General features: G+C 62.5%; 19 protein-coding genes. 12 read left to right on the top strand and 7 right to left on the bottom strand.

All coding sequences use genetic code 11. The features are described 5' to 3' along the window. The first annotated feature begins 40 nt into the window (after positions 1 to 40). The gene (locus tag CSQ95_RS09260; protein WP_180279004.1) at positions 41 to 2,476 is read left to right on the top strand and encodes a TonB-dependent receptor; all 2,436 of its coding nucleotides are present in this window, start codon (positions 41 to 43) and stop codon (positions 2,474 to 2,476) included. 12 nt (positions 2,477 to 2,488) lie between these two features. Here CSQ95_RS09260 and CSQ95_RS09255 read toward each other — a convergent pair whose 3' ends face one another. Together CSQ95_RS09255 and CSQ95_RS09250 are read right to left on the bottom strand one after the other, a co-directional pair. Continuing rightward, positions 2,489 to 3,322, bottom strand: a complete 834-nt coding sequence (locus CSQ95_RS09255; protein WP_099409339.1) for a MipA/OmpV family protein — start codon at positions 3,320 to 3,322, stop codon at positions 2,489 to 2,491. 15 nt (positions 3,323 to 3,337) lie between these two features. Then, the gene (locus tag CSQ95_RS09250; RefSeq protein ID WP_143449929.1) at positions 3,338 to 3,832 is read right to left on the bottom strand and encodes a tetratricopeptide repeat protein; all 495 of its coding nucleotides are present in this window, start codon (positions 3,830 to 3,832) and stop codon (positions 3,338 to 3,340) included. Between the two features lie 187 nt (positions 3,833 to 4,019). On the opposite strand from CSQ95_RS09250, the gene CSQ95_RS09245 reads away from it, so the two are divergent. The 3 genes from CSQ95_RS09245 to CSQ95_RS09235 all read left to right on the top strand — a co-directional run bounded on the left by CSQ95_RS09245 (position 4,020) and on the right by CSQ95_RS09235 (position 7,234). Further along, complete coding sequence (locus CSQ95_RS09245) at positions 4,020 to 5,060, top strand: type II asparaginase (RefSeq protein WP_257218005.1); 1,041 nt, start codon at positions 4,020 to 4,022, stop codon at positions 5,058 to 5,060. A gap of 130 nt (positions 5,061 to 5,190) precedes the next feature. Further along, the gene (locus CSQ95_RS09240; protein ID WP_099409271.1) at positions 5,191 to 6,042 is read left to right on the top strand and encodes an MOSC domain-containing protein; all 852 of its coding nucleotides are present in this window, start codon (positions 5,191 to 5,193) and stop codon (positions 6,040 to 6,042) included. A 34-nt stretch (positions 6,043 to 6,076) separates the two neighbouring features. Beyond that, a complete protein-coding gene (locus CSQ95_RS09235; RefSeq protein WP_070221656.1) occupies positions 6,077 to 7,234 on the top strand; it encodes a diguanylate cyclase in 1,158 nt (385 codons plus the stop codon). Positions 7,235 to 7,248: 14 nt separating this feature from the next. On the opposite strand, the gene CSQ95_RS09230 is transcribed toward CSQ95_RS09235, so the two are convergent. After that, a complete protein-coding gene (locus tag CSQ95_RS09230; RefSeq protein ID WP_099409270.1) occupies positions 7,249 to 9,228 on the bottom strand; it encodes a monovalent cation:proton antiporter family protein in 1,980 nt (659 codons plus the stop codon). Positions 9,229 to 9,312: 84 nt separating this feature from the next. Here CSQ95_RS09230 and CSQ95_RS09225 point away from each other — a divergent pair, with 84 nt between their 5' ends. From CSQ95_RS09225 to CSQ95_RS09190, 8 genes are all read left to right on the top strand, one after another. After that, on the top strand, positions 9,313 to 10,347 hold the full coding sequence (locus CSQ95_RS09225) for a KpsF/GutQ family sugar-phosphate isomerase (RefSeq protein WP_070292466.1): 1,035 nt from the start codon (positions 9,313 to 9,315) through the stop codon (positions 10,345 to 10,347). Beyond that, a complete protein-coding gene (locus CSQ95_RS09220; protein ID WP_070221654.1) occupies positions 10,347 to 10,880 on the top strand; it encodes an HAD family hydrolase in 534 nt (177 codons plus the stop codon). Before CSQ95_RS09225 ends, CSQ95_RS09220 begins: the two co-directional genes overlap by 1 nt. 42 nt (positions 10,881 to 10,922) lie before the next feature. After that, positions 10,923 to 11,534, top strand: coding sequence for an LPS export ABC transporter periplasmic protein LptC (gene lptC / locus CSQ95_RS09215; protein ID WP_070221653.1), 612 nt, complete (start codon positions 10,923 to 10,925; stop codon positions 11,532 to 11,534). A gap of 25 nt (positions 11,535 to 11,559) precedes the next feature. Next, complete coding sequence (gene lptA / locus CSQ95_RS09210) at positions 11,560 to 12,141, top strand: lipopolysaccharide transport periplasmic protein LptA (RefSeq protein WP_070221652.1); 582 nt, start codon at positions 11,560 to 11,562, stop codon at positions 12,139 to 12,141. Further along, positions 12,141 to 12,896: an LPS export ABC transporter ATP-binding protein gene (gene lptB / locus CSQ95_RS09205; protein WP_034753325.1), complete on the top strand. Its 756-nt coding sequence runs from the start codon at positions 12,141 to 12,143 to the stop codon at positions 12,894 to 12,896. The genes lptA and lptB overlap by 1 nt, the downstream gene beginning before the upstream one ends. A gap of 4 nt (positions 12,897 to 12,900) precedes the next feature. Then, on the top strand, positions 12,901 to 14,379 hold the full coding sequence (locus tag CSQ95_RS09200) for an RNA polymerase factor sigma-54 (protein ID WP_070221651.1): 1,479 nt from the start codon (positions 12,901 to 12,903) through the stop codon (positions 14,377 to 14,379). A gap of 69 nt (positions 14,380 to 14,448) precedes the next feature. After that, complete coding sequence (hpf, locus tag CSQ95_RS09195; protein WP_070221650.1) at positions 14,449 to 14,808, top strand: ribosome hibernation-promoting factor, HPF/YfiA family; 360 nt, start codon at positions 14,449 to 14,451, stop codon at positions 14,806 to 14,808. Between the two features lie 136 nt (positions 14,809 to 14,944). Further along, positions 14,945 to 16,030 (top strand): enoyl-CoA hydratase/isomerase family protein, encoded by a 1,086-nt coding sequence (locus CSQ95_RS09190; RefSeq protein WP_099409269.1) that lies wholly within the window; start codon positions 14,945 to 14,947, stop codon positions 16,028 to 16,030. Here CSQ95_RS09190 and rapZ read toward each other — a convergent pair whose 3' ends face one another. From rapZ to queF, 4 genes are all read right to left on the bottom strand, one after another. Continuing rightward, a complete protein-coding gene (gene rapZ, locus CSQ95_RS09185; protein WP_070221648.1) occupies positions 16,031 to 16,894 on the bottom strand; it encodes an RNase adapter RapZ in 864 nt (287 codons plus the stop codon). A gap of 152 nt (positions 16,895 to 17,046) precedes the next feature. Beyond that, entirely contained in the window at positions 17,047 to 17,982 is a 936-nt protein-coding gene (gene hprK / locus CSQ95_RS09180) for an HPr(Ser) kinase/phosphatase (RefSeq protein ID WP_034753337.1), read from the bottom strand. Positions 17,983 to 18,018: 36 nt separating this feature from the next. Next, positions 18,019 to 18,501: a PTS sugar transporter subunit IIA gene (locus CSQ95_RS09175; RefSeq protein WP_034753339.1), complete on the bottom strand. Its 483-nt coding sequence runs from the start codon at positions 18,499 to 18,501 to the stop codon at positions 18,019 to 18,021. A 343-nt stretch (positions 18,502 to 18,844) separates the two neighbouring features. Beyond that, a complete protein-coding gene (gene queF / locus CSQ95_RS09170) occupies positions 18,845 to 19,687 on the bottom strand; it encodes an NADPH-dependent 7-cyano-7-deazaguanine reductase QueF (RefSeq protein ID WP_070221647.1) in 843 nt (280 codons plus the stop codon). Positions 19,688 to 19,770: the final 83 nt, after the last annotated feature.

Here is a 19,770-nt window from a genome sequence, read left to right as displayed (position 1 = left end):
CAATCACCCATCTGAAAAGGACTTAATTATGGCAATACGCATGGCAGCACGCCACCTTCCCGCCTTGAACCTGAGCCGTATCGCCACCGCCGTGCAACTGGCGCTCATCACGGGCTTGAGCCTGGGAGCGCTGGGCGTGGCGGCCCCTTCAGCGTACGCGCAGGAGGCGCAAGCCCGGCAAGCGTTCAGCGTGCCGGCGGGAACCCTCGGCCTGGCGCTCAATACGTTCGCGGCGGCGGCGGGGATCGAATTGACGGTGGATGGGGGCCTGCTGCAGGGCAAACACAGCGCCGGCCTGGCCGGCAGTTACAGCGTGCCCGAGGGTTTTTACGAATTGCTGCGCGGCCACGGCCTGCACGCCGTGCGCGAAGGCAATGGCAGCTACACGGTGCGCCGCGAAGCGGCCCATAGCGCCGCCGCCGAGGCGGCCGCAACCATGCCGGCCGTGACGGTGTGGGGCAAAGGCAACACCGTGACGGATGCCTATGCCGGCGGGCAAGTGGCATCCGGCGGCCGCGTGGGTTTCTTGGGCGATAAGGATTTCATGGAAACCCCGTTCAACACCATCAGCTATACGGACAAATTCATCGAAGACCGGCAGGCGCGCGACATCACCGATGTGATTGCCGCCAACGACCCTACCGTCTTCAGCAGCGGCATGACGGGCATCATCGGCGAGAATTATTCGATCCGGGGCTTCAGTTCGAATATCGGAGATGTCGCGTTTGGCGGGCTGTACGGTATATCGCCGTACTACCGCACCTCGCCTGAAATGTTCGAGCGCATCGAAGTGCTGAAGGGGCCATCGGCCTTGCTCAACGGCATGCCGCCGGGCGGCTCGGTGGGCGGCAGCATCAATCTCGTGCCCAAGCGCGCGGGCGACACGCCGCTGGCGCGGGTGACGGCGTCGTACATGTCGGACTCGCAATGGGGAGGACATATTGATCTGGGGCAGCGTTTTGGCGAGAATAAACAGTTCGGCATCCGCGTCAACGGCGTCTACCGCGATGGCGACGGTGCCATCGACCACCAGCAAAAGAAGACCCGGCTCATTTCCGTGGGCCTCGACTGGCGTGGCAACGGCGCGCGCCTGTCCGCAGACCTGTATAGCAGCGAGGACCGCGCCGATGGCTTGAACCGGGGCGTCAACCTGGCCGCCGGCTTGCCCGTGCCGCGTCCGCCGAAACCGGAGACCCTGCTCAATCCCAGCTGGGCTTTTTACGACACCAAGGACAAGGGTGCCATGCTGCGCGGCGAGCTGGACGTGAACGAACAGGTGATGGCCTACGCCGCCGTGGGCGCCAGCCAGGCCGACTACCGGTCGACGGGCGCCTATCTGATCCAGGTGTTCAACACGGCCGGCGACTATCGCACCAATCTTGCGGACCTGGGTTTTGATGTGGAGAAACAGTCGGCGGAAGCGGGCTTGCGCGGCAAGCTGCGCACGGGCGATATCGGCCATCAATGGGCCGTCAACGCCACGTATTACCACCACACGGACAAGCAGTACGGACGCCGCAATACCTTGGCGAAAGATTGGATCACGAATATCTATCGCCCCGTCTGGGGGCCGGCGACGCGTTTCGAGGCGCCGCAAATTTCCAAGGCGGAACTGCGTCTGGCTAGCTTCGGCCTGGTCGATACGCTTTCCTTTGCGCAAGACAAGGTGCAACTGACGGCGGGCTTGCGCCGCCAGGAAGTGCTCAGCGATAACTTCAACATCAAGACGGGCGCGCGTACCTCGCGTTACGACAAAGGCGCCACCACGCCAGCCGTCGCCCTGCTGGTCAAGGCGAGCAACACGGTTTCTCTGTACGGCAATTACATCGAAGGCTTGAGCCAGGGCGCCACGGCGCCGTTGACGGCGGCCAATTCGGGCGAAGTCTTTGCGCCATACAAGTCGAAGCAGGCGGAGCTTGGCTTCAAGGCCGACCTGGGCGAGTTCGCGCATACGGTCAGCGTATATGAAATCAAGCGGCCCAGCAGCTATGTCGACCCGGTCAGCAATGTCTTCTCTTTCGGCGGCGAGCAGCGCAACCGTGGCATCGATTGGGGCTTCTTCGGTTCGCCCCTGCGCGACGTACGCCTGATGGGCGGCGTCGCGTATGTCGATCCGGTCTTGAGGAAGACCGTGGGCGGCGCCAACCAGGGCAAGCAGGCAACGGGCGTGCCCAAGCTGCAGGCAAAGCTGGGCGTCGAGTGGGATACGCCCGCCATCCCCGGCGTGACCCTGACGGCGAACGCGACGGCGGCATCGAAGCAATACATCAATAGCGACAACTCGCTGTCCGTGCCGGGTCGTACCGTGTTTGACCTGGGTACCCGCTATGCCACCGCCGCGGCCGGCCGGCCCCTGACCGTGCGCGCCAGCGTGACGAACGTCGGCAACAAAGCGTACTGGGCGCTGCCGCAATGGACCAGCCTGGGCCTGGGCGCGCCGCGCACCTTCATGCTGTCGGCCACGACGGAGTTTTAAGCCGTCTTGCCGCTAGTCGTCCGGACCGCGTGCCGGACGGCTGGAACGCTGCCACGTCCACATCAGGCCGATGCCGGCCGAGGTGCCGCTGTTCTGGCGCAGCAGGGGGCTGGCGCGGTTGGCGGCGCCCGTGTAGTTGTCGTAGCGTAAAAATGCAAAGGCGCGCCAGTCCCGGTGCAGCCGGTAGGAGCCGCCCAGGCCCAGACGGGTGAGCATCAGCCCGCTTTTGGCCGCATACGCCGGGCGCCCATCGGTGGCAAACGCGGGGCTGACGCCATACAAGTAATCGTTGATGGCGGCATTGCCCAGCACGGCGCCGACGCTGGCATCGACATGCCATGCCTGCTGCTCGCCTTGCAGCGCGTACACGAGGCGCGGTTCGAACGTGGCGCCCTGGCGGTGCAGGCCGCCGCGCGCTTCGATGACGGCGCGCAAGGGCAGTTCCAGGCCCAGGCGGCTGTGCTGCGTCGGCTCGGCCAGCTTGATTTTCAGGCGCGGGCCAAATTCCACCAAGGTGCCCAGGTCGGGCATGCCGCGCCGGGCCGGCATGTCGCTGGAGCGGGCCGGCAAGGACAGGGCAAAACCGATATCGAAGTCGAGGCGATCCGTATCGAGCAGGCGCGCGCCCACGCCGGAACGGTCGGCGCGCAATACTTTCCCGCGATAAATCAGATAGGGCAGGGCCAGGCTACGCGTCGAGCGCTCGCTGGCGCCCGGATAGGCGGGCGTGACGGCCGCGCCGCCGAAGACGCCCGCTTCCCATAAGGGTAGCGCTGGCTCTGCGGCGCACGCGGGCGCCACGGCGAAGAGGAGAGATAGGGCCAGCAGCGTGCGTGTCACCCGCATCGGCATCCCCTTGTGCTAGGGCGGCGTGCCGCAATGCTTGCCGAGCGGCAGCGATTCCCGGTCGGCAAAGGCGCCCAGCGCCCCCGATTGAGGCCCGCCCAGTTCATTGCGCACTGCCAGGGCTTCCGTCGCCTTGCCCTGGCGTTCATATTGGTCGATCAGCGCCTTGTAGCTGAGGGCGCTCGAGTATTCGCTCTTCTTTGCCAGCGCGATGGCCTGGCGGAAATGAAATTCGGCCGCATCGTAGCGGCAAGCCCCGCTGGCGGCGCGTCCCGCCTGGTGATGCAGCCGCGCCTGCCAAGTGAAGTCGCCCCGGCCCAGTTCGACATTGTCGACGGCCGCCTCGTAGCTGCGCATGGCCTGCGCCCAGTCGCCTTGACTGGCCGCCTCGCGCGCGAACTGCTCCTGCTGCGCCGCCATGCGCAGTTCGCTTTGCGTGGAGCAGGCATTGAGCGCCATCAAGAGAAGCGGCAGGATGAGGCAGGAGCGGAAGGGGAGCAGTGTGGACATGGCGCCACTGTAGCGCAAACAAGGGCGCGCACGTTTGCGCGATACGCATGAATTGGGGATTTACCCGCGCATGGATGACATATAATTTGCACACGACGTTGTTATTTTTGACAGTACACTTCACGGGAGCACCATGTTTTCACGCAAATTCCATTCTTGTGCACAGCTGATGCTGGCTACCTTGCTGATGGGCTTTATCGCCGCTGCCCCCGCACGCGCGCAGCAAGCCGCCGTCAAATTGCCGAATGTGGTGATCCTGGCCACGGGCGGCACCATCGCCGGCAGCGGCGCCGACAGCACCACCACCGTCGGCTACACCTCGGCCACCGTGGGCGTCGAGCGCCTGATCGCGGCCGTGCCGGAATTGAAGAAAGTGGCGAATGTGAAAGGCGAGCAAGTGTTCCAGATCGCCAGCGAAAGCATGGGCAACAGCCACTGGCTGGCCCTGGCCAAGCGCATCAACGTGCTGCTGGCCTCCGCTGACGTGGACGGCGTGGTCGTCACGCACGGCACTGACACCATCGAGGAAACGGCGTATTTCCTGAACCTGACCGTGAAAAGCCACAAGCCGGTCGTGGTGGTGGGCGCCATGCGTCCGTCGACGGCCATCTCCGCTGACGGCCCCATCAACCTGTACAACGCCGTGATGCTGGCCGGCAGCAAGGAAGCCGTGGGCAAGGGCGTGCTGGTGGCCTTGAACGACCAGATCAACGCGGCGCGCGAAGTGACCAAGACGAACACGTCCACCACCGACACTTTCAAGTCGCCGGAACTGGGCATGCTCGGCTACATCCAGGGCAGCAAGGCCTTCTTTTACCGCCAGTCGACGCGCAAGCACACCCTGGAATCGGAATTTGACATCAGCAAGCTCGACGCTTTGCCCCAAGTGGACATCGTCTACGGCTATGCCAACATGAACCGTGTCGGCATGGACGCCTTCATTGCCGCCGGCGCCAAGGGCATCATCCACGCGGGCGTGGGCGATGGCAGCGTGGCCGCGCAAATGAAGCCGGCCCTGGTGGAAGCGCGCCAGAAGGGCGTGCTGATCGTGCGTTCGAGCCGCGTCGGCCAGGGCATCGTGGCGCGCAATGGCGAAGCCAACGACGATGAACTCGACAGTGTCGTATCCGACACCCTGAACCCGCAAAAAGCCCGCATCCTGCTGATGCTGGCCTTGACCAAAACCAACAGCACGCAAGAAATCCAGCGTATTTTCTACACGTATTGATCATTACCGCGCCAGATTCAGCCTCATTGGCTGAATCTGGCTGATTTACGCTTGCCCGCTTTGCTGCCATACTTCGCTTCTGAATAATTTCCTGGCAGAAGCAGCAACACTGTTCCTTCTCCACCTGGCCATGGCTATCCTGTCCGACATCATCCTGTATCCGATCAAATCGTGCGCCGGCATCCATTTGCGCGAGGCGGTCCTGACGCGCTCAGGGCTGATGAGCGAGCACGTGTTCGACCGCGAATGGATGGTGGTCGACCCGCAGGGCCGCTTTCTGACCCAGCGCGAGCATCCGCGCATGGCGCTGATCGTGCCATCCATCAAGGCCAGCACGCTGGAATTGCGCGCGCCGGGCATGCTGCGCCTGGAAATCGAGCTGGGCTTGCCGCATCCGCAACTGGCACCGATGCTGGAGGTGCAGGTGTGGGACGATACCGTGCGCGCCTACGATTGCGACGAGGTGACGGCGACGTGGTTTTCCCAGGCCATCGGCGTGCCGTGCCGCCTCGTGCGCTTTCACCCGGACGTGGTGCGCGCCACGAGCACCAAATGGACGGATGGCGTGGCCGCCTCGACGATGTTTGCCGACGGCTACCCGGTGCTGATCGCGGGTGCCGCCTCGCTGGCCGATGTCAACGACAAGCTGCGCGCCGCCGGCCGTGAACCGCTGCCGATGAACCGCTTCCGGCCCAACCTCGTCATCGGCGATATCGGCGCCTTCGAGGAAGACTACGCCGCGTTCCTGCAATTGGGCGCGACGACCTTGAAACCCGTCAAGCCGTGTTCGCGCTGCCCGATCCCGTCGGTGGACCAGGCCACGGGCGTGCCCGGCCCGGATCCGCTCGACGTCATGCATGGCTATCGCGCCAAGCCCGAACTCGACGGCGCCATCTGCTTCGGCATGAACGCCATCGTCACCGAAGGCGGCGATGAGCGTATCGTGGTGGGGCAGGACATCGGTTTCGAACTGGCATTTTAAGCATGGCGCCCGTACACAAGGGTTTAAGGTTTCTATGAATCAAGCAATACCGCCGGACCCGCGCATTGCCAGCCTCGAAGCCGAAAACCAGGCCTTGCGCGCGCGCATGGCTTTCCTGCTGGAACAGGTCGAGCGCAACCACGACATCATGTGCCGCCACCAGGCGTTCGACCTGGAAATCGTCAGCGCGTCCACGTTTCCCGAGTTGATCGGCACCATTTTCCGCACCTTGCCCGTGATTTCCGACCTCGACGGCGTCACCTTGAGCCTGCTCGACGAGGATGACGATATCGTGCTGGTGATGGAAAAGCTGGGCGTCGATTTCAGCGCCTTCCCGCAGTTGCTGTTCGTGCATGCCGTGGCGGAGCTGGGGTTTACGTCGCCGGTGCCGGCGGCCGAGGGCGAAGCGGCCTTGCCGCCATCGCCGTTGCTCGGTGCCTTCGACGCGGCCGTGCATGGCCCGCGTTTTCCGCAGATCGCATCTCTGCGCAGCGTGGCGCTGGTGCCCTTGTTGCGCAACAAGCGCCTGATCGGCAGCCTGAACCTGGCCAGCAGCGACGTGACGCGCTTTACGCCCGCGCTGGGCACGGATTTCATCAAGCACATGGCGTCCATCATCGCCATTTGCCTGGAAAACGTGATCAGCAATGAAATGCTCAAATACATCGGCTTGACCGATTCCCTGACGGGCGTCTACAACCGGCGTTATATCGACCGCCGCCTGCTGGAAGAAATCGCCCGCGCGCGGCGCCAGAATTATTGCATCTCATGCATGTATATCGATATCGACCATTTCAAGCTGTTCAATGACAAGCATGGCCACCAGGGCGGCGATGAAGTGCTGCGCGAAGTGGCCACGCGCATCCGCACGGAATTGCGCCGCTCCGATGCACTGGGCCGCTTCGGCGGCGAAGAATTCGTCGTGCTGCTGATCGACGCCGACCTCGACAGCGCGACCTTCGTGGCCGAACGCATCCGCGCCAGCATCGCCGGCACCATGTTCGACTTGCCAGGCAGCGCGCAAGCGTGGGTCAGCGTGTCGATCGGCGTGGCCAGCCTTGAAGCGGACGCGGCGCTGCTGCCGATCGAAACGGTGGCGCAGCAACTAGTGGCGCACGCCGACCAGGCCCTGTACCAGGCCAAGGCCGATGGCCGTAACAAGGTCGTCAGCTGGCAGCCGCAGAGCAGCTGAGCAAGATCGGCTGATTATTTCAATAGCAAGGTTTCCGCCTTGGCCACGGCGTCGGCCGTGCCGCGCAGCACCACCACGTCGCCGCTGGCCAGCTGCGTTTCGGGGCTGACATCGAGGCTGCCGCGGCCGCGGCGGATGGCCGTCACAAACGCGCCGCAGCCGGCCACGTCGATCGCACTCAAGGGCAAGTCCACGCAGTGCGCGCCTTCGCTGACGGTGACCGTATGCAGGCGCTCCAGTTCGGCATCGTCGCCCGCGTCGCTGGAACCGTGGAAATAGCCGCGCAGGGACGCATAGCGCTCCTCGCGCGCCGCCTGCACCCGGTGTACCACGCGGCGCAGGGGCACGCCCATCATGATGAGCGCGTGCGAAGCGAGCATCAGGCTGCCTTCCATCAATTCCGGCACGACTTCGGCCGCACCCGCGCTTTTCAGTTGGTCGAGGTCGGTATCGTCGTGGCTGCGCACGATGACGGGCAAGGTCGGCGCCATTTCTTTAAGCAAATGCAATAATTTCAGTGCCGAGGGGGTATTCGCATACGTGATCACCACGGCGCTGGCCCGGTAGATACCGGCCGCCACCAGGCTTTCACGCCGGCCTGCATCGCCATATGAGACGTGGGCGCCGGCCAGCTGCGCTTCCTGTACCCGTTCCGGGTCCAGGTCCAGCGCGTGGTATTCGATCTTTTCCTCCGCCAGCAGGGTGGCCAGGCTTTGCCCGCTGCGCCCGAAACCGGCGATCAGCACGTGTTTCTGCGAAGCCATGGTGCGCGTGGCGATCTTCGTCAGCGCCAGCGATTGCATCATCCAGTCGTTGGCGGCCAGTTTCATGACGATGGCGTCGGACTTGGCGATGAGGAAGGGCGCCACCAGCATCGACAGCACCATCGAGGCCAGCACCACCTGCACGACGAACGGGTCCATCAGCTTGATGCCGCCAGCCAGATTCAGCAGTACGAAGCCGAACTCGCCCGCCTGCGCCAGTCCCAGCCCCGTGCGCAAGGCCACGCCGTTGCTGGACCCGAACAGCCGGGCCAGCCCTGCGATCAGGGCGAATTTCAGCAGCACGGGGCCGCACAGCAGCAGCAGGACGAGCCACCAGTTGTCGAGCACCACGCGGATATTGAGCAGCATGCCGACGGTGATGAAGAACAGGCCCAGCAGCACGTCGCGGAACGGTTTGATATCCTCTTCCACCTGGTGCTTGAATTCCGTTTCGGAAATGAGCATGCCGGCCACAAACGCCCCCAGGGCCAGCGACAGCCCGGCCCGCTCCGTGATCCAGGCCGCGCCCAGGGTGATCAGCAGCAGATTGAGCATGAACAATTCCTGCGAGCGGCGCTTGGCGACGATGGTCAGCCAGCCGCGCACCATCTTCTGGCCGAGGAACAGCAGCAAGATCAGCACGACCAGGGCCTTGCCGCCGGCCCAGGCCAGGGTTTCGGCCAGGTTGTCCGAATCGCGCGTGAGGGCGGGAATGAGGATCAGCAGGGGCACGACGGCCAGGTCCTGAAACAGCAGGATGCCGATGATCTTGCGGCCGTGTTCGCTTTCGAGTTCCAGCCGCTCCGTGAGCATTTTCGAGACGATGGCCGTCGACGACATGGCCAGCGCGCCGCCCAGGGCGAACGCGGCTTGCCAGCTCAGGTGGATGTAGGCGGACAGGTAGCGCCCGACGAACCAGCCGAAGACGACGGTGGCGATGATGGTGGTGACCACCTGCGCCATGCCGAGGCCGAAGACGATGCGCCGCATGGCGAGAAACTTGGGAAGCGAGAATTCGAGCCCGATGGAAAACATCAGGAAGACGACGCCGAATTCGGCCAGGGTATGGCTCGCTTCGTTCTCGGCTGCCAGGCCCAGCGCGTGGGGGCCGATGACGATGCCGACGGCCAGATAGCCGAGCATGGGCGGCAAATGCAACATTCTGAAAGCGACCACGCCCAGCACGGCGCTGCCGAGTAACATCAGGGTCAGTTCAAGCGAGGAAAACATGGGTTGCCCGGTGCGGTCAATGGAAATCGTTGTTTGTTGTGACTGGCAAGTTTTTTGCTTTCCTAATTCGTTTATACTTTGGGCATGAGTGTAACCCATGAAAAAACAATGCTGAAAGCTTTTGATCGAATTGACATGCAAGCGACGACCGAGCGCGCCGTCGCGCTGGCCCGCACCACCTTGCAGATCGAGTCCGACGCCATCAATGCGCTGCACGCGCGCCTGGCAACGGACGACAGCGTGGGCCGCGCCGTGGCGCTGCTGCTGCAGTGCAAGGGGCGTGTCGTCGTCTCGGGCATCGGCAAGTCCGGCCATATCGCGCGCAAGATTGCCGCCACCCTCGCTTCCACCGGCACGCCGGCCCTGTTCGTGCATCCGGCCGAAGCGGCCCATGGCGACTTGGGCATGGTCACGTCGGACGATGCTTTTATTGCCATCTCGTACTCGGGCGAGTCGTCCGAACTGATGGCCATCATGCCCGTCGTCAAGCGCATGGGCGGCGTACTGATTTCCATGACGGGCAAGCCGAACTCGAGCCTGGCCCAGCTGGCCGATGTGCACCTGGATATTTCTGTTGAAAAAGAGGCCTGTCCGCTGAATCTGGCGCCGACGGCCAGCACCACCGTCACCCTGGCTCTGGGCGATGCGATCGCCGTGGCCTTGCTCGACTTGCGCGGCTTCAAGGAAGAGGATTTCGCCCGCTCGCACCCGGGCGGCGCCCTGGGCCGTCGCCTGCTTACGCACGTGCATGACGTCATGCGCAGCGGCGAACGGGTGCCGAAAGTACCCGTGGACGCTTCGCTGCTGCAGGCGCTGGAAGAAATGACGAAGAAGGGCATGGGCATGACGGCCGTCGTCGATGCGGACAACCGCCCCGTGGGCGTGTTTACGGATGGCGACTTGCGCCGCATGTTCGAGCGCGTGCAGGATTTCACGCAAGTGGCGATCCGCGACGTCATGCATGCGCAGCCGCGCAGCATCGCGCCCGAACGCCTGGCTGTCGATGCCGTGGCCGTGATGGAACAGTTCCGCATCAACCAGATGCTGGTCGTCGATGCCGACGGCAAGCTGGTGGGCGCCCTGCATATCCATGATCTGACGCAAGCGAAGGTGATCTGATGGAGAGCGTAGCGGACAACCTGGCGCGCGCGGCCAAGGTCAAACTGATGATCTTTGACGTCGACGGCGTGCTCACCGACGGCAGCCTGCATTTCGGCCCCGATGGCGAAATGATGAAAACGTTTAATGTGTATGATGGCCTGGGCATCAAGCTGCTGCAGGAATCCGGTGTGCAGACGGCCATCATCAGCGCGCGCCGCTCGGCCATCACGGCACGCCGCGCGCAAGACCTGGGCATTACCCATGTGCACCAGGGCGGTCACGACAAGCTGACGCCGTTTCGCGAACTGCTGGCGCTGACGGGCTTGACGGAAGAGCAATGCGGCTACATCGGCGACGACGTCATCGATGCGCCCATCCTGCGTCGCGTGGGCTTTGCCGTCAGCGTGCCGGGCGGGCGTCCGGAAGCGCAGGGCCTGGCGCACCATGTGACGCAGGCCGGCGGCGGCCGCGGCGCGGTGCGCGAAATCTGCGAATTCCTGCTGCGCGCCCAGGACAACTATGCGCGCGTCATGGCGCCGTTCCTGGAGTGAGGTGCGCCTTGCCGCCAGTGACCTATGAAAGAGTGAAACCCTATGCGTAAGCCAGGAGGCGCCCATCGCTGGCGCATGATTTTTACCCTGCTGGGCGCGGTCGTCGTCGCGCTGGCCAGCTTTTGGCTGCTTGAAGTGATGAACAAGAATGGCCAGGACATCAAGGCCAGCAAGAATTTGGGTGAGCCCGACTATTTCATTACCAATTTCAGCCTGGTGCGCATGGACTTGACGGGTAAGCCCAGCTATATCGTGTCGGGCAACAAGCTCACGCATTATCCGGCCGACGATTCGTCCGATATCGACCAGCCCTTCGTGCGCAAGCTGACGCCGGGCATGCCGCCGTTGAACATGAATGCGGAACTGGCGCATATCGACCAGGACAATACCCGGCTGCAACTGCACCGCAAGGTCGTGATCGACCGCGTGGCCAGTCCGAAGGCGCAGAACCTGACGGTCAGGACGGAAGCGCTGACGGTGTTTCCGGACGAAGAAAGAATGGAAACGGACGTGCCTGTCGATATCCTGACGGGCGCCTCGCGCATCAATGGTATCGGCATGAAGGCCAATAACGCCACCGGCGTGGTGGAAGTGCAGAATGCCTTGCGCATGGTCCTCCCGCCGAAACCGCGCCCGGCTGCGGCGGCAAAATGACAGAATGAAACAAGGAAACCATACTATGAAGAACATCTTGCTGTTGAGCGTATTTTCTCTGGCCCTCATGGGCGTGGCGCATGCCGAGAAGGCCGATTCCGAGAAGGAAGCCGTCATCACGGCGCGTAGCGGCCACGTCGATGACGTCAAGCAGATTCGTACCCTGACGGGCGACGTCGTGCTGGTCAAGGGCACGCTGACCATGAAGGCGGGCCGGGCCCTGATCACGGAAGACCCGCAAGGCTACCAGTTCATCACCTTCTGGGCCGATCCCGGCAAGCTGGCCACGTTCCGCCAGAAGCGCGATGGCGCCGGCGACCTGTGGGTCGAAGGCGAAGCGGAGCGCGTGGAATACGACAACAAGACGGAAGTGGTGAAACTGTTTTCCAAGGCCAAGCTGACGCGCCTGGAAGGCACGAAAGTGACCGACGTGGCCAATGGCGCCTTCATCTCGTATGACAGCCGCAAGGAAGTATTCAAGATGGAAAATTCTGACAGCGGCACCAGCACCTCCGACGGCGGCAGCGTGCGCATGGTGATCCAGCCGAAGACCAAGGCGCCCGCGGCGGAGAAAGCGCCGGCCACACCTGTGCCAGGAACGAAATAATGGACAATACCCGTTGCGGCAGCACCCTGATCGTTCGCGGACTGCAGAAAACCTATGGAAAGCGGCAAGTCGTGCATGATGTCTCGCTGCAAGTCGAATGCGGCGAAGTGGTGGGGCTGCTGGGCCCGAACGGCGCCGGCAAGACCACCTCGTTCTACATGATCGTCGGCCTGGTGCCGTCGGATGGCGGCAGCATCGACATCAGCGGCGTGGACATTTCCAGCCTGCCGATCCACCGCCGCGCGCAGATGGGCCTGTCGTATCTGCCGCAGGAGGCGTCCGTGTTCCGCAAGCTGACGGTGGAAGACAATATCCGCGCCGTGCTGGAAATCCAGACCGTCGAAGGCCGTCCTTTGAAGAAGGCCGAGATCGAGGAACGCCTGGATAAACTGCTGGCCGACTTGCAGATTGAAAAGTTGCGCGAGAACCAGGCGCTGTCCCTGTCGGGCGGCGAGCGCCGCCGCGTGGAAATCGCCCGCGCCCTGGCCACCGATCCCCGTTTCGTGCTGCTCGACGAACCGTTCGCCGGCGTCGACCCGATCGCCGTGATCGAGATCCAGCGCATCGTGCGCTTCTTGAAGGAGCGCAATATCGGCGTGCTGATCACCGATCATAATGTGCGCGAGACGCTGGGTATTTGCGACCGTGCCTACATCATCAACCAGGGCTCGGTACTGGCGTCGGGACGCCCCGACGACATCATCGCGAACGAGTCGGTACGCCGGGTCTATCTGGGCGAACACTTCCGCATGTAAGCCAATGAAACAATCATTGCAGCTGCGCACTTCGCAGCACCTGGCACTGACGCCGCAGTTGCAGCAATCGATACGCCTGTTGCAATTGTCTACTCTGGAATTGCACCAGGAACTCGAGCAACTGCTGACGGACAATCCCTTGCTCGAGCGCCTCGACGATCCGCTCGACCGTTCGCTGCGCCTGCTGTCCGACGGGGCCTTGAGCTCCACGGCCGCGCCGGCCGAAGCGCCGCCCCAGCCGCCAGGCCAGGAGGCGCCCGCGGCGCCGGCCGAAGCGGAAACCTTTGACGGCGAGGCGGGCGAGGGCCCGGCCGCCGCGGATGGCGGCGACAGCGACTGGAGCGAGGCGAGCCGGGGCAAGGCGCCCGACGACGAAGATTCCCGCCCGCAACTGGAGGCCCATCACTGCACCCTGCGCGAACACCTGATGGAGCAGATGCGCGTGACGGTGCTCGAATTGCGCGACCGCGCGCTGGTCGAGCTGATCATCGACGCGCTCGACGACAATGGCTACCTGGAAGAGTCGCTCGACGACATCCTGGCGCGCCTGCCGGAAGAGCTGGAAATCGATGCCGACGAGATGCGCACGGCCTTGTCGCTGCTGCAAAGTTTCGATCCGCCCGGCGTGGGCGCGCGCAATGCGTCCGAATGCCTGGCGCTGCAAATCAAGCGCTTGCCGCACATCGCCATGGTGACGCGGCGCATGGCCCTCGTCATCGTGGAAAAGCACCTGGCCTGGTTTGCCCAGCGCGATTTCAACAAGCTGAAAAAAGCCCTCGATTGCGACGATGAAGACTTGCGTGAAGCGCAGACGGTAATTCGCCAGTGCAACCCGCATCCGGGCGCCGTGTTCGCTGCGGACGTGTCCGATTACGTGGTGCCCGACGTCGTCGTCAAGCGCGCGCGCAATGGCTGGCAAGTGACCCTGAACAACGACGTCATGCCGCGCCTGCGCGTCAATGCCATGTACGCCAACTTGCTCAAGCAGGGCAAGGGCGAGGGCGCCATGGGTGCACAGTTGCAGGAAGCCAAGTGGCTGATCAAGAATATGCGCCAGCGCTTCGACACGATTCTGCGCGTGGCGCAGGCGATAGTAGAAAGACAAAAGAACTTTTTCTCGCATGGAGCCGTTGCCATGCGCCCCCTTGTGCTCCGTGAAATAGCTGATACACTGGGTTTACACGAGAGTACTATCTCGCGGGTAACAACTCAAAAGTACATGCTGACCCCGCACGGCATGTTCGAGTTGAAATATTTCTTTGGTAGCCACGTCGCCACCGAAGCGGGGGGCGAAGCGTCATCGACGGCGATACGGGCATTGATCGTGCAACTGACAGGAGCAGAAGACCCTAAAAATCCTTTATCCGACAGTAAGATTGCGGACATGCTGGGGGAACAAGGCATGGTGATTGCGCGACGTACTGTTGCCAAATACCGGGAAGCATTAAAAATTCCGCCAGTGAGCCTGCGTAAGTGTTTGTAAGTTTTTTTCGGTTCCTCTGCGGGCCGGATACGATGGACCGCACGAACCCGATCATCTTTAGGAGTGTGTATGAATCTCACCATCAGCGGACATCATCTCGAAGTGACACCAGCCATCCGTGAATACGTACAAACGAAGCTGGAGCGCGTGAAACGTCATTTCGATCAAGTTATCGATATCGCCGTGATTCTGACCGTGGATAACCTCAAAGAGAAAGAAAAACGTCAAAAGGCCGAAGTCAACCTGCGTCTGAGTGGCAAAACTGTCTATGTGGAAAGCCTGGCGCACGACCTGTATGCCGCAATCGATACCCTGATCGACAAGCTCGATAGGCAAGTGATGAAATACAAAACCAAAGTGCAAGGGCACGGTAAAGAGGCGATCAAGCATCTGCCAGACAGTTCGGAAGAAGAATTCGCCCCCGCCTAAGCGGCCCGCGACTTTCAACCGGCTGTGATCAACTAAGGGCGCACATTGCGCCCTTTTTTGCGCCCGTAGCTGTCGAACGCAATGTTCCCCGCGCAGGCGCTAAAATGTTGGCACTTTCACTTCTTTCCTGCCTGCCATGAGCGACCTCGTCCAGATTTCCATCCGCCACCGCACGGGCCACATCGTGCTCGACCGTCCGAAAGCCTTGAATTCCCTGTCGCTGGAGATGGTGCGCGCCCTGAGCGCGGCCTTGCTGGCCTGGCGCGACGATCCGCAGGTGGACGCCGTGGTGATCCGCTCCAGCAGCGAAAAAGCCCTGTGCGCCGGCGGCGACATCCGTTTCTTTTACGACGCTGGCCTGGCCACGCCACAGGGCGGCAGCGCCTTGCTGGAAGATTTCTTTACGGAAGAATATGCTTTAAATCATTTGATCCATTTTTATCCGAAACCGTATATCGCCGTCATGGATGGGGTGGTGATGGGCGGCGGCATGGGCGTGGCGCAAGCGGGGCCCGGCAACCGCCTGCGCATCGTCACGGGCCGCACGCGCATGGCCATGCCGGAAGTCAATATCGGCCTGTTCCCCGATGTGGGCGGCAGTTACTTTTTGTCCCGTCTGGCGGGTCAGCTGGGCCTGTACCTGGGCTTGACGGGTTTGACGATCAACGCGGCCGACGCCCTCTACACGGGCCTGGCCGATGTCTACCTGCCCGAGGCGCAGATGGGGGCGCTGCTGGCCCTGTTCGAGTCCACGCCGGGCGAAGGCTTGCCGGTCGCTATCAAGGCACTGGCGGCACCATTCCAGGCCGAGGCGGGCGCTTCCCCCCTGGGCACGGCGCGCGCGGCGCTGGACCGCCACTTCAGCGCGGGTTCGGTGGCCGCCATCATGGCCTCGCTGGCGCAGGACGACGGCGCATTCGCGGCGAAGGCGCTGGCGGCCATGCGCCTGCGCTCGCCCTTGATGATGTCGGTGACCCTGGAGTTGCTGCAGCGGGGCGCCCACCTGGGCGTGGCCGATTGCCTGCGCATGGAGCGCACGGTGGTGCGCCACAATTTCGAACATGGCGAAGTGCTCGAGGGCGTGCGCGCGCTGGTGGTCGACAAGGACAATGCCCCGCGCTGGCAGCCTGCCAGCCTGGACGGGGTCGACGCGGCCATGGTGGCGCGTTTCTTCGCCCCCGTGTGGCCGGCGCAAGCCCATCCGCTGCGCCACCTCGACTGATTAAGAGCGCTCGCGGTGGCGCAGCACGACTCTTTCTTTGGGGCCGAAATACTGCGCCAGCCGTTCCGCCATGTACACGGAACGGTGCTGGCCGCCCGTGCAGCCCAGCGCCACCGTCAAATAGCTGCGGTTGTCGGACTTGAACGACGGCAACCATTTTTCGATGAAGGCGCGGATGTCGGCCAGCAGCTCCAGCGCGCTCGGTTGCGCGTCGAGGAAAGCGATCACGGGCGCGTCGCGGCCGTCGAGCGGGCGCAGGGCCAGGTCGTAATACGGATTGGGCAAGGCCCGCACGTCGAAGACGAAATCGGCATCGAGCGGCACGCCCAGCTTGAAGGCGAACGATTCGAAGAACAGAGTCAGCGGCGCGCGCTCTGAGGCGACGATATCCTTGATCCATGCGCGCAATTTGTTGGCGCTCAGTTCCGAGGTATCGATCACATGGCCCAGCTGTTCGATGGCCGACAGGCGTTCGCGTTCTTCCGAGATGCACTCGATCAGGGTGCGGCGGCTGGCCGGATTCTGGTTCGGGCGCAACTCGTGCGACAGCGGATGGCTGCGCCGCGTTTCCGAGAAGCGCGCCACCAGCGAATGCGTGGTGGCTGTCAGGAACATGACCTTGACGTCATGTCCCTGGTCACGCAGCAGCGCGACATTGTGCGGCAAGCTGACGAGCGATTCGGCGCTGCGCGCATCGACGGCTACGGCCAGTTGCGGCGTGCCTTCGTCGAGCAAGGTTTGCACCAGGCTCGGCAGCAAGGCCGGCGGCAGGTTGTCGACGCAATAGTAGCCGGTATCTTCCAGCACATTGAGCGCGACGGATTTACCGGAGCCGGATATTCCGGTGATAAGGACGATATGCATAGCCCGATCATACAATAAAGACCGGCACCGCGCTCCCGAGGCAATTATCTTTACAAATTATTGCAATTTTGGCTGTGGTATTTCTTTGCTGCACGCGCCAACAATGCTGTCGGATTACGCGGGGCCTTGCCCCGCTAATCCGACCTACGTTGCTAATCGCCGCTCATGGCGAGGCGTTGCCGTTCCATGAACTCCTGCAAGGTATCGATGCCGCGCAGCTGCAGAATCGTGTTGCGCACGGCCGCTTCCAGCAGGACGGCGATGTTGCGGCCGGCGGCGACGGGGATGACGACCTTGCGCACGGGCAGACCGAGTACGTCTTCCGTGGGAAACAGGAAAGGCAGGCGCTCGACTTCTTCTTCCAGCGCGTTGCGGCGCACCAGGTGGACGATCAGTTTCAAGCGCATCTTGCGGCGCACGGCCGTTTCGCCAAAGATGGCCTTGATGTCGAGCAAGCCCAGGCCCCGCACTTCCAGCAGGTTTTGCAGCAGGGGCGGGCAGCGGCCTTCGATCATGTTCGGCGCGATGCGCGAGAATTCGACGGCGTCGTCGGCCACCAGGCCGTGGCTGCGCGAAATCAGCTCCAGCCCCAGCTCGCTCTTGCCCAGGCCCGAATCGCCCGTGATCAGCACGCCCACGCCCAGCACGTCCATGAACACGCCATGCATGATGATGCGCTGCGCCAGTTTTTTCGACAGGTAGACGCGCAGAAAGTCGATCACTTGCGCGGCCGGCAGCGGGGTGGAGAACAGGGGAATGTTTTGCTCGTCGCAGATGGCGAGGATGTCGGGCGGCGTTTCCAGCCCTTGCGCGATGATCAGCGCGGGCGGACCGCCGGCGATCAGCTCGCCGATCACGTGGGTACGCGTGTTGACCTTCAGGCGCTGATAGTAGTTGATTTCCTGGTGACCGAAGACCTGGATGCGGCCCGGATGGATCAGGTTCAAGTGGCCTACCTGGTCGGCGGCCGACGAGACGTCGCCCGAGATCAGGCGTTCGCCGCCGGGGAAGCCGGCGAACCAGCCCAGTTGCAGACTTTCACGATTGTCGTCGTACAGGCGTTGTATCGTCAGCGGCGTTTGCAACATGGCAGTCTTCTTCAGGAGTGGAGGAATACCTGAAGTTTAACCCGCCGCTTGCAGACTGGGTTGCCAATTGACGATGCGCGAATGCACGGATTTCGGTTCCGGATCCGTGGCCAATGCCGTGCGGAAGGCGTCATCGGAAAACATTTCGGCGATTTCCGACAGGATTTCCAGATGTTGCTGGGTGACGTGATCGGGAATCAGCAGGAAAAACAGCAGATTGACGGGCTTGCCATCGGGCGACTCGAACGGAATCGGTTCGGCCAGGCGCACGAAGGCGCCCAGCGGCGATTTCAAGGTCTTGCTGCCCTTGACTCTGCCATGCGGCACGGCCACGCCATGACCCAGACCGGTCGAGCCCAGGCGTTCGCGGGCAAACAGATTGTCCGAGACGGTAGAGCGGGCGATGCCGTAATTGTTTTCGAAGATCAGGCCGGCTTGCTCGAAGGCGCGCTTCTTGCTGGAAACTTCCAGGTCCAGCAGGACGTTTTCGAGGGATAGTATTTTGCTAAGATTAGTCATGACACTCAATGAAATGGTGCAATGCGCAGAGGGCTTGCGAGCCGAATTATAGGCCTGTTTTCGCGGCCTGTAACGCCAATTCTCAACAGTATACGTCCGCTGCGGGCGCAGTGGGCGCTACAGCCAATGTGACCATCATTTTAGCAAAAAAATAACATCGGCGTGTATCGGCTATTTCTTGATTAAAAACACGCGGCGCGCCGGTTTTTCCGCCGCCGAATGCCGATTTTCCGATTTTTCAGCGTCTTTGACATGCTCTGCGGCACTACTGCAACGTTGTTTTAAAACACAGCCAACATTCCTGTTGGCATGGTTTTGGGGTGTTGCGCGGTGTTGCCTAGCGTTACTGGCGCGCGTTGCGCAGATTGCCCGGCATCGCTCCCGTGCTGAAGTTGCTGCGCCAGGGATTGATGTCGAGGCCGCCGCGGCGCGTATAGCGCGCATACACGGACAGTTTTTGGGGCTTGCACTGACGCAAGATATCGACAAAGATGCGCTCCACGCATTGCTCGTGGAATTCATTGTGTTCGCGGAAACCGATCAGGTAGCGCAACAGGCTTTCCTGGTCGATCTGCGGCCCCGCATACGCGATCTGCACGCTGCCCCAGTCGGGCTGGCCCGTCACCAGGCAATTTGATTTGAGCAGGTGCGAGACGAGCTTTTCTTCCACGGGCGCTTCATCGAGCGCCGCCTTCAAGAGCAGCGGCGAGGGCGTGTATTGCGTGATTTCCAGGTCCAGGCGGTCGAGCAGCACGCCATCGAACTCGCCCATTTTGAGCTTGCCGAAATCTTCCTGCAAGGTCAGTTCCACTTGCACGGGCGCGCCAAAACCGTTCGACAAATCCTGCTTGAGCAGGGCCAGCAGCGCTTGCGGGCTGTCCAGCTTGGTCTGGTTGAACGAGTTCAGGTAGAGCTTGAACGATTTCGATTCGATGATGTTGGGCGAATCAGCCGGCGCGCTGACCTTGGCGATGGCCACCTGCGGCTTGCCGCGCTGGTTCAGCCACGACAGTTCGTAGGCGTTCCAGATGTCGAGGCCGAAAAACGGTAATGTACCGTGCAGTTCCAGCTCGTCGCGTTTGCCCTGGCGCGGAATCGGAAACAGCAATTCCGGCGCGTAATCGGTGCGGTAGGCGGAGCTTTTGCCCAGCGGGGATTGTTCGGCGAGGTCGTTGGTGGTGGTCATGGTCGTGTGGCGTGAATTCAGTCAAGCACGCATGGTAGCCTATTTCGGGGTCAGACCCGTCGGGGGAATGCGCCCCGGTGGGA

The sequence above is a fragment of the Janthinobacterium sp. BJB304 genome, assembly GCF_002735765.1.
Lineage (GTDB): Bacteria > Pseudomonadota > Gammaproteobacteria > Burkholderiales > Burkholderiaceae_D > Janthinobacterium.
The sequence above is the reverse complement of the archived record's forward strand: the minus strand, read 5'-3'. Positions and strand labels throughout refer to the sequence as shown.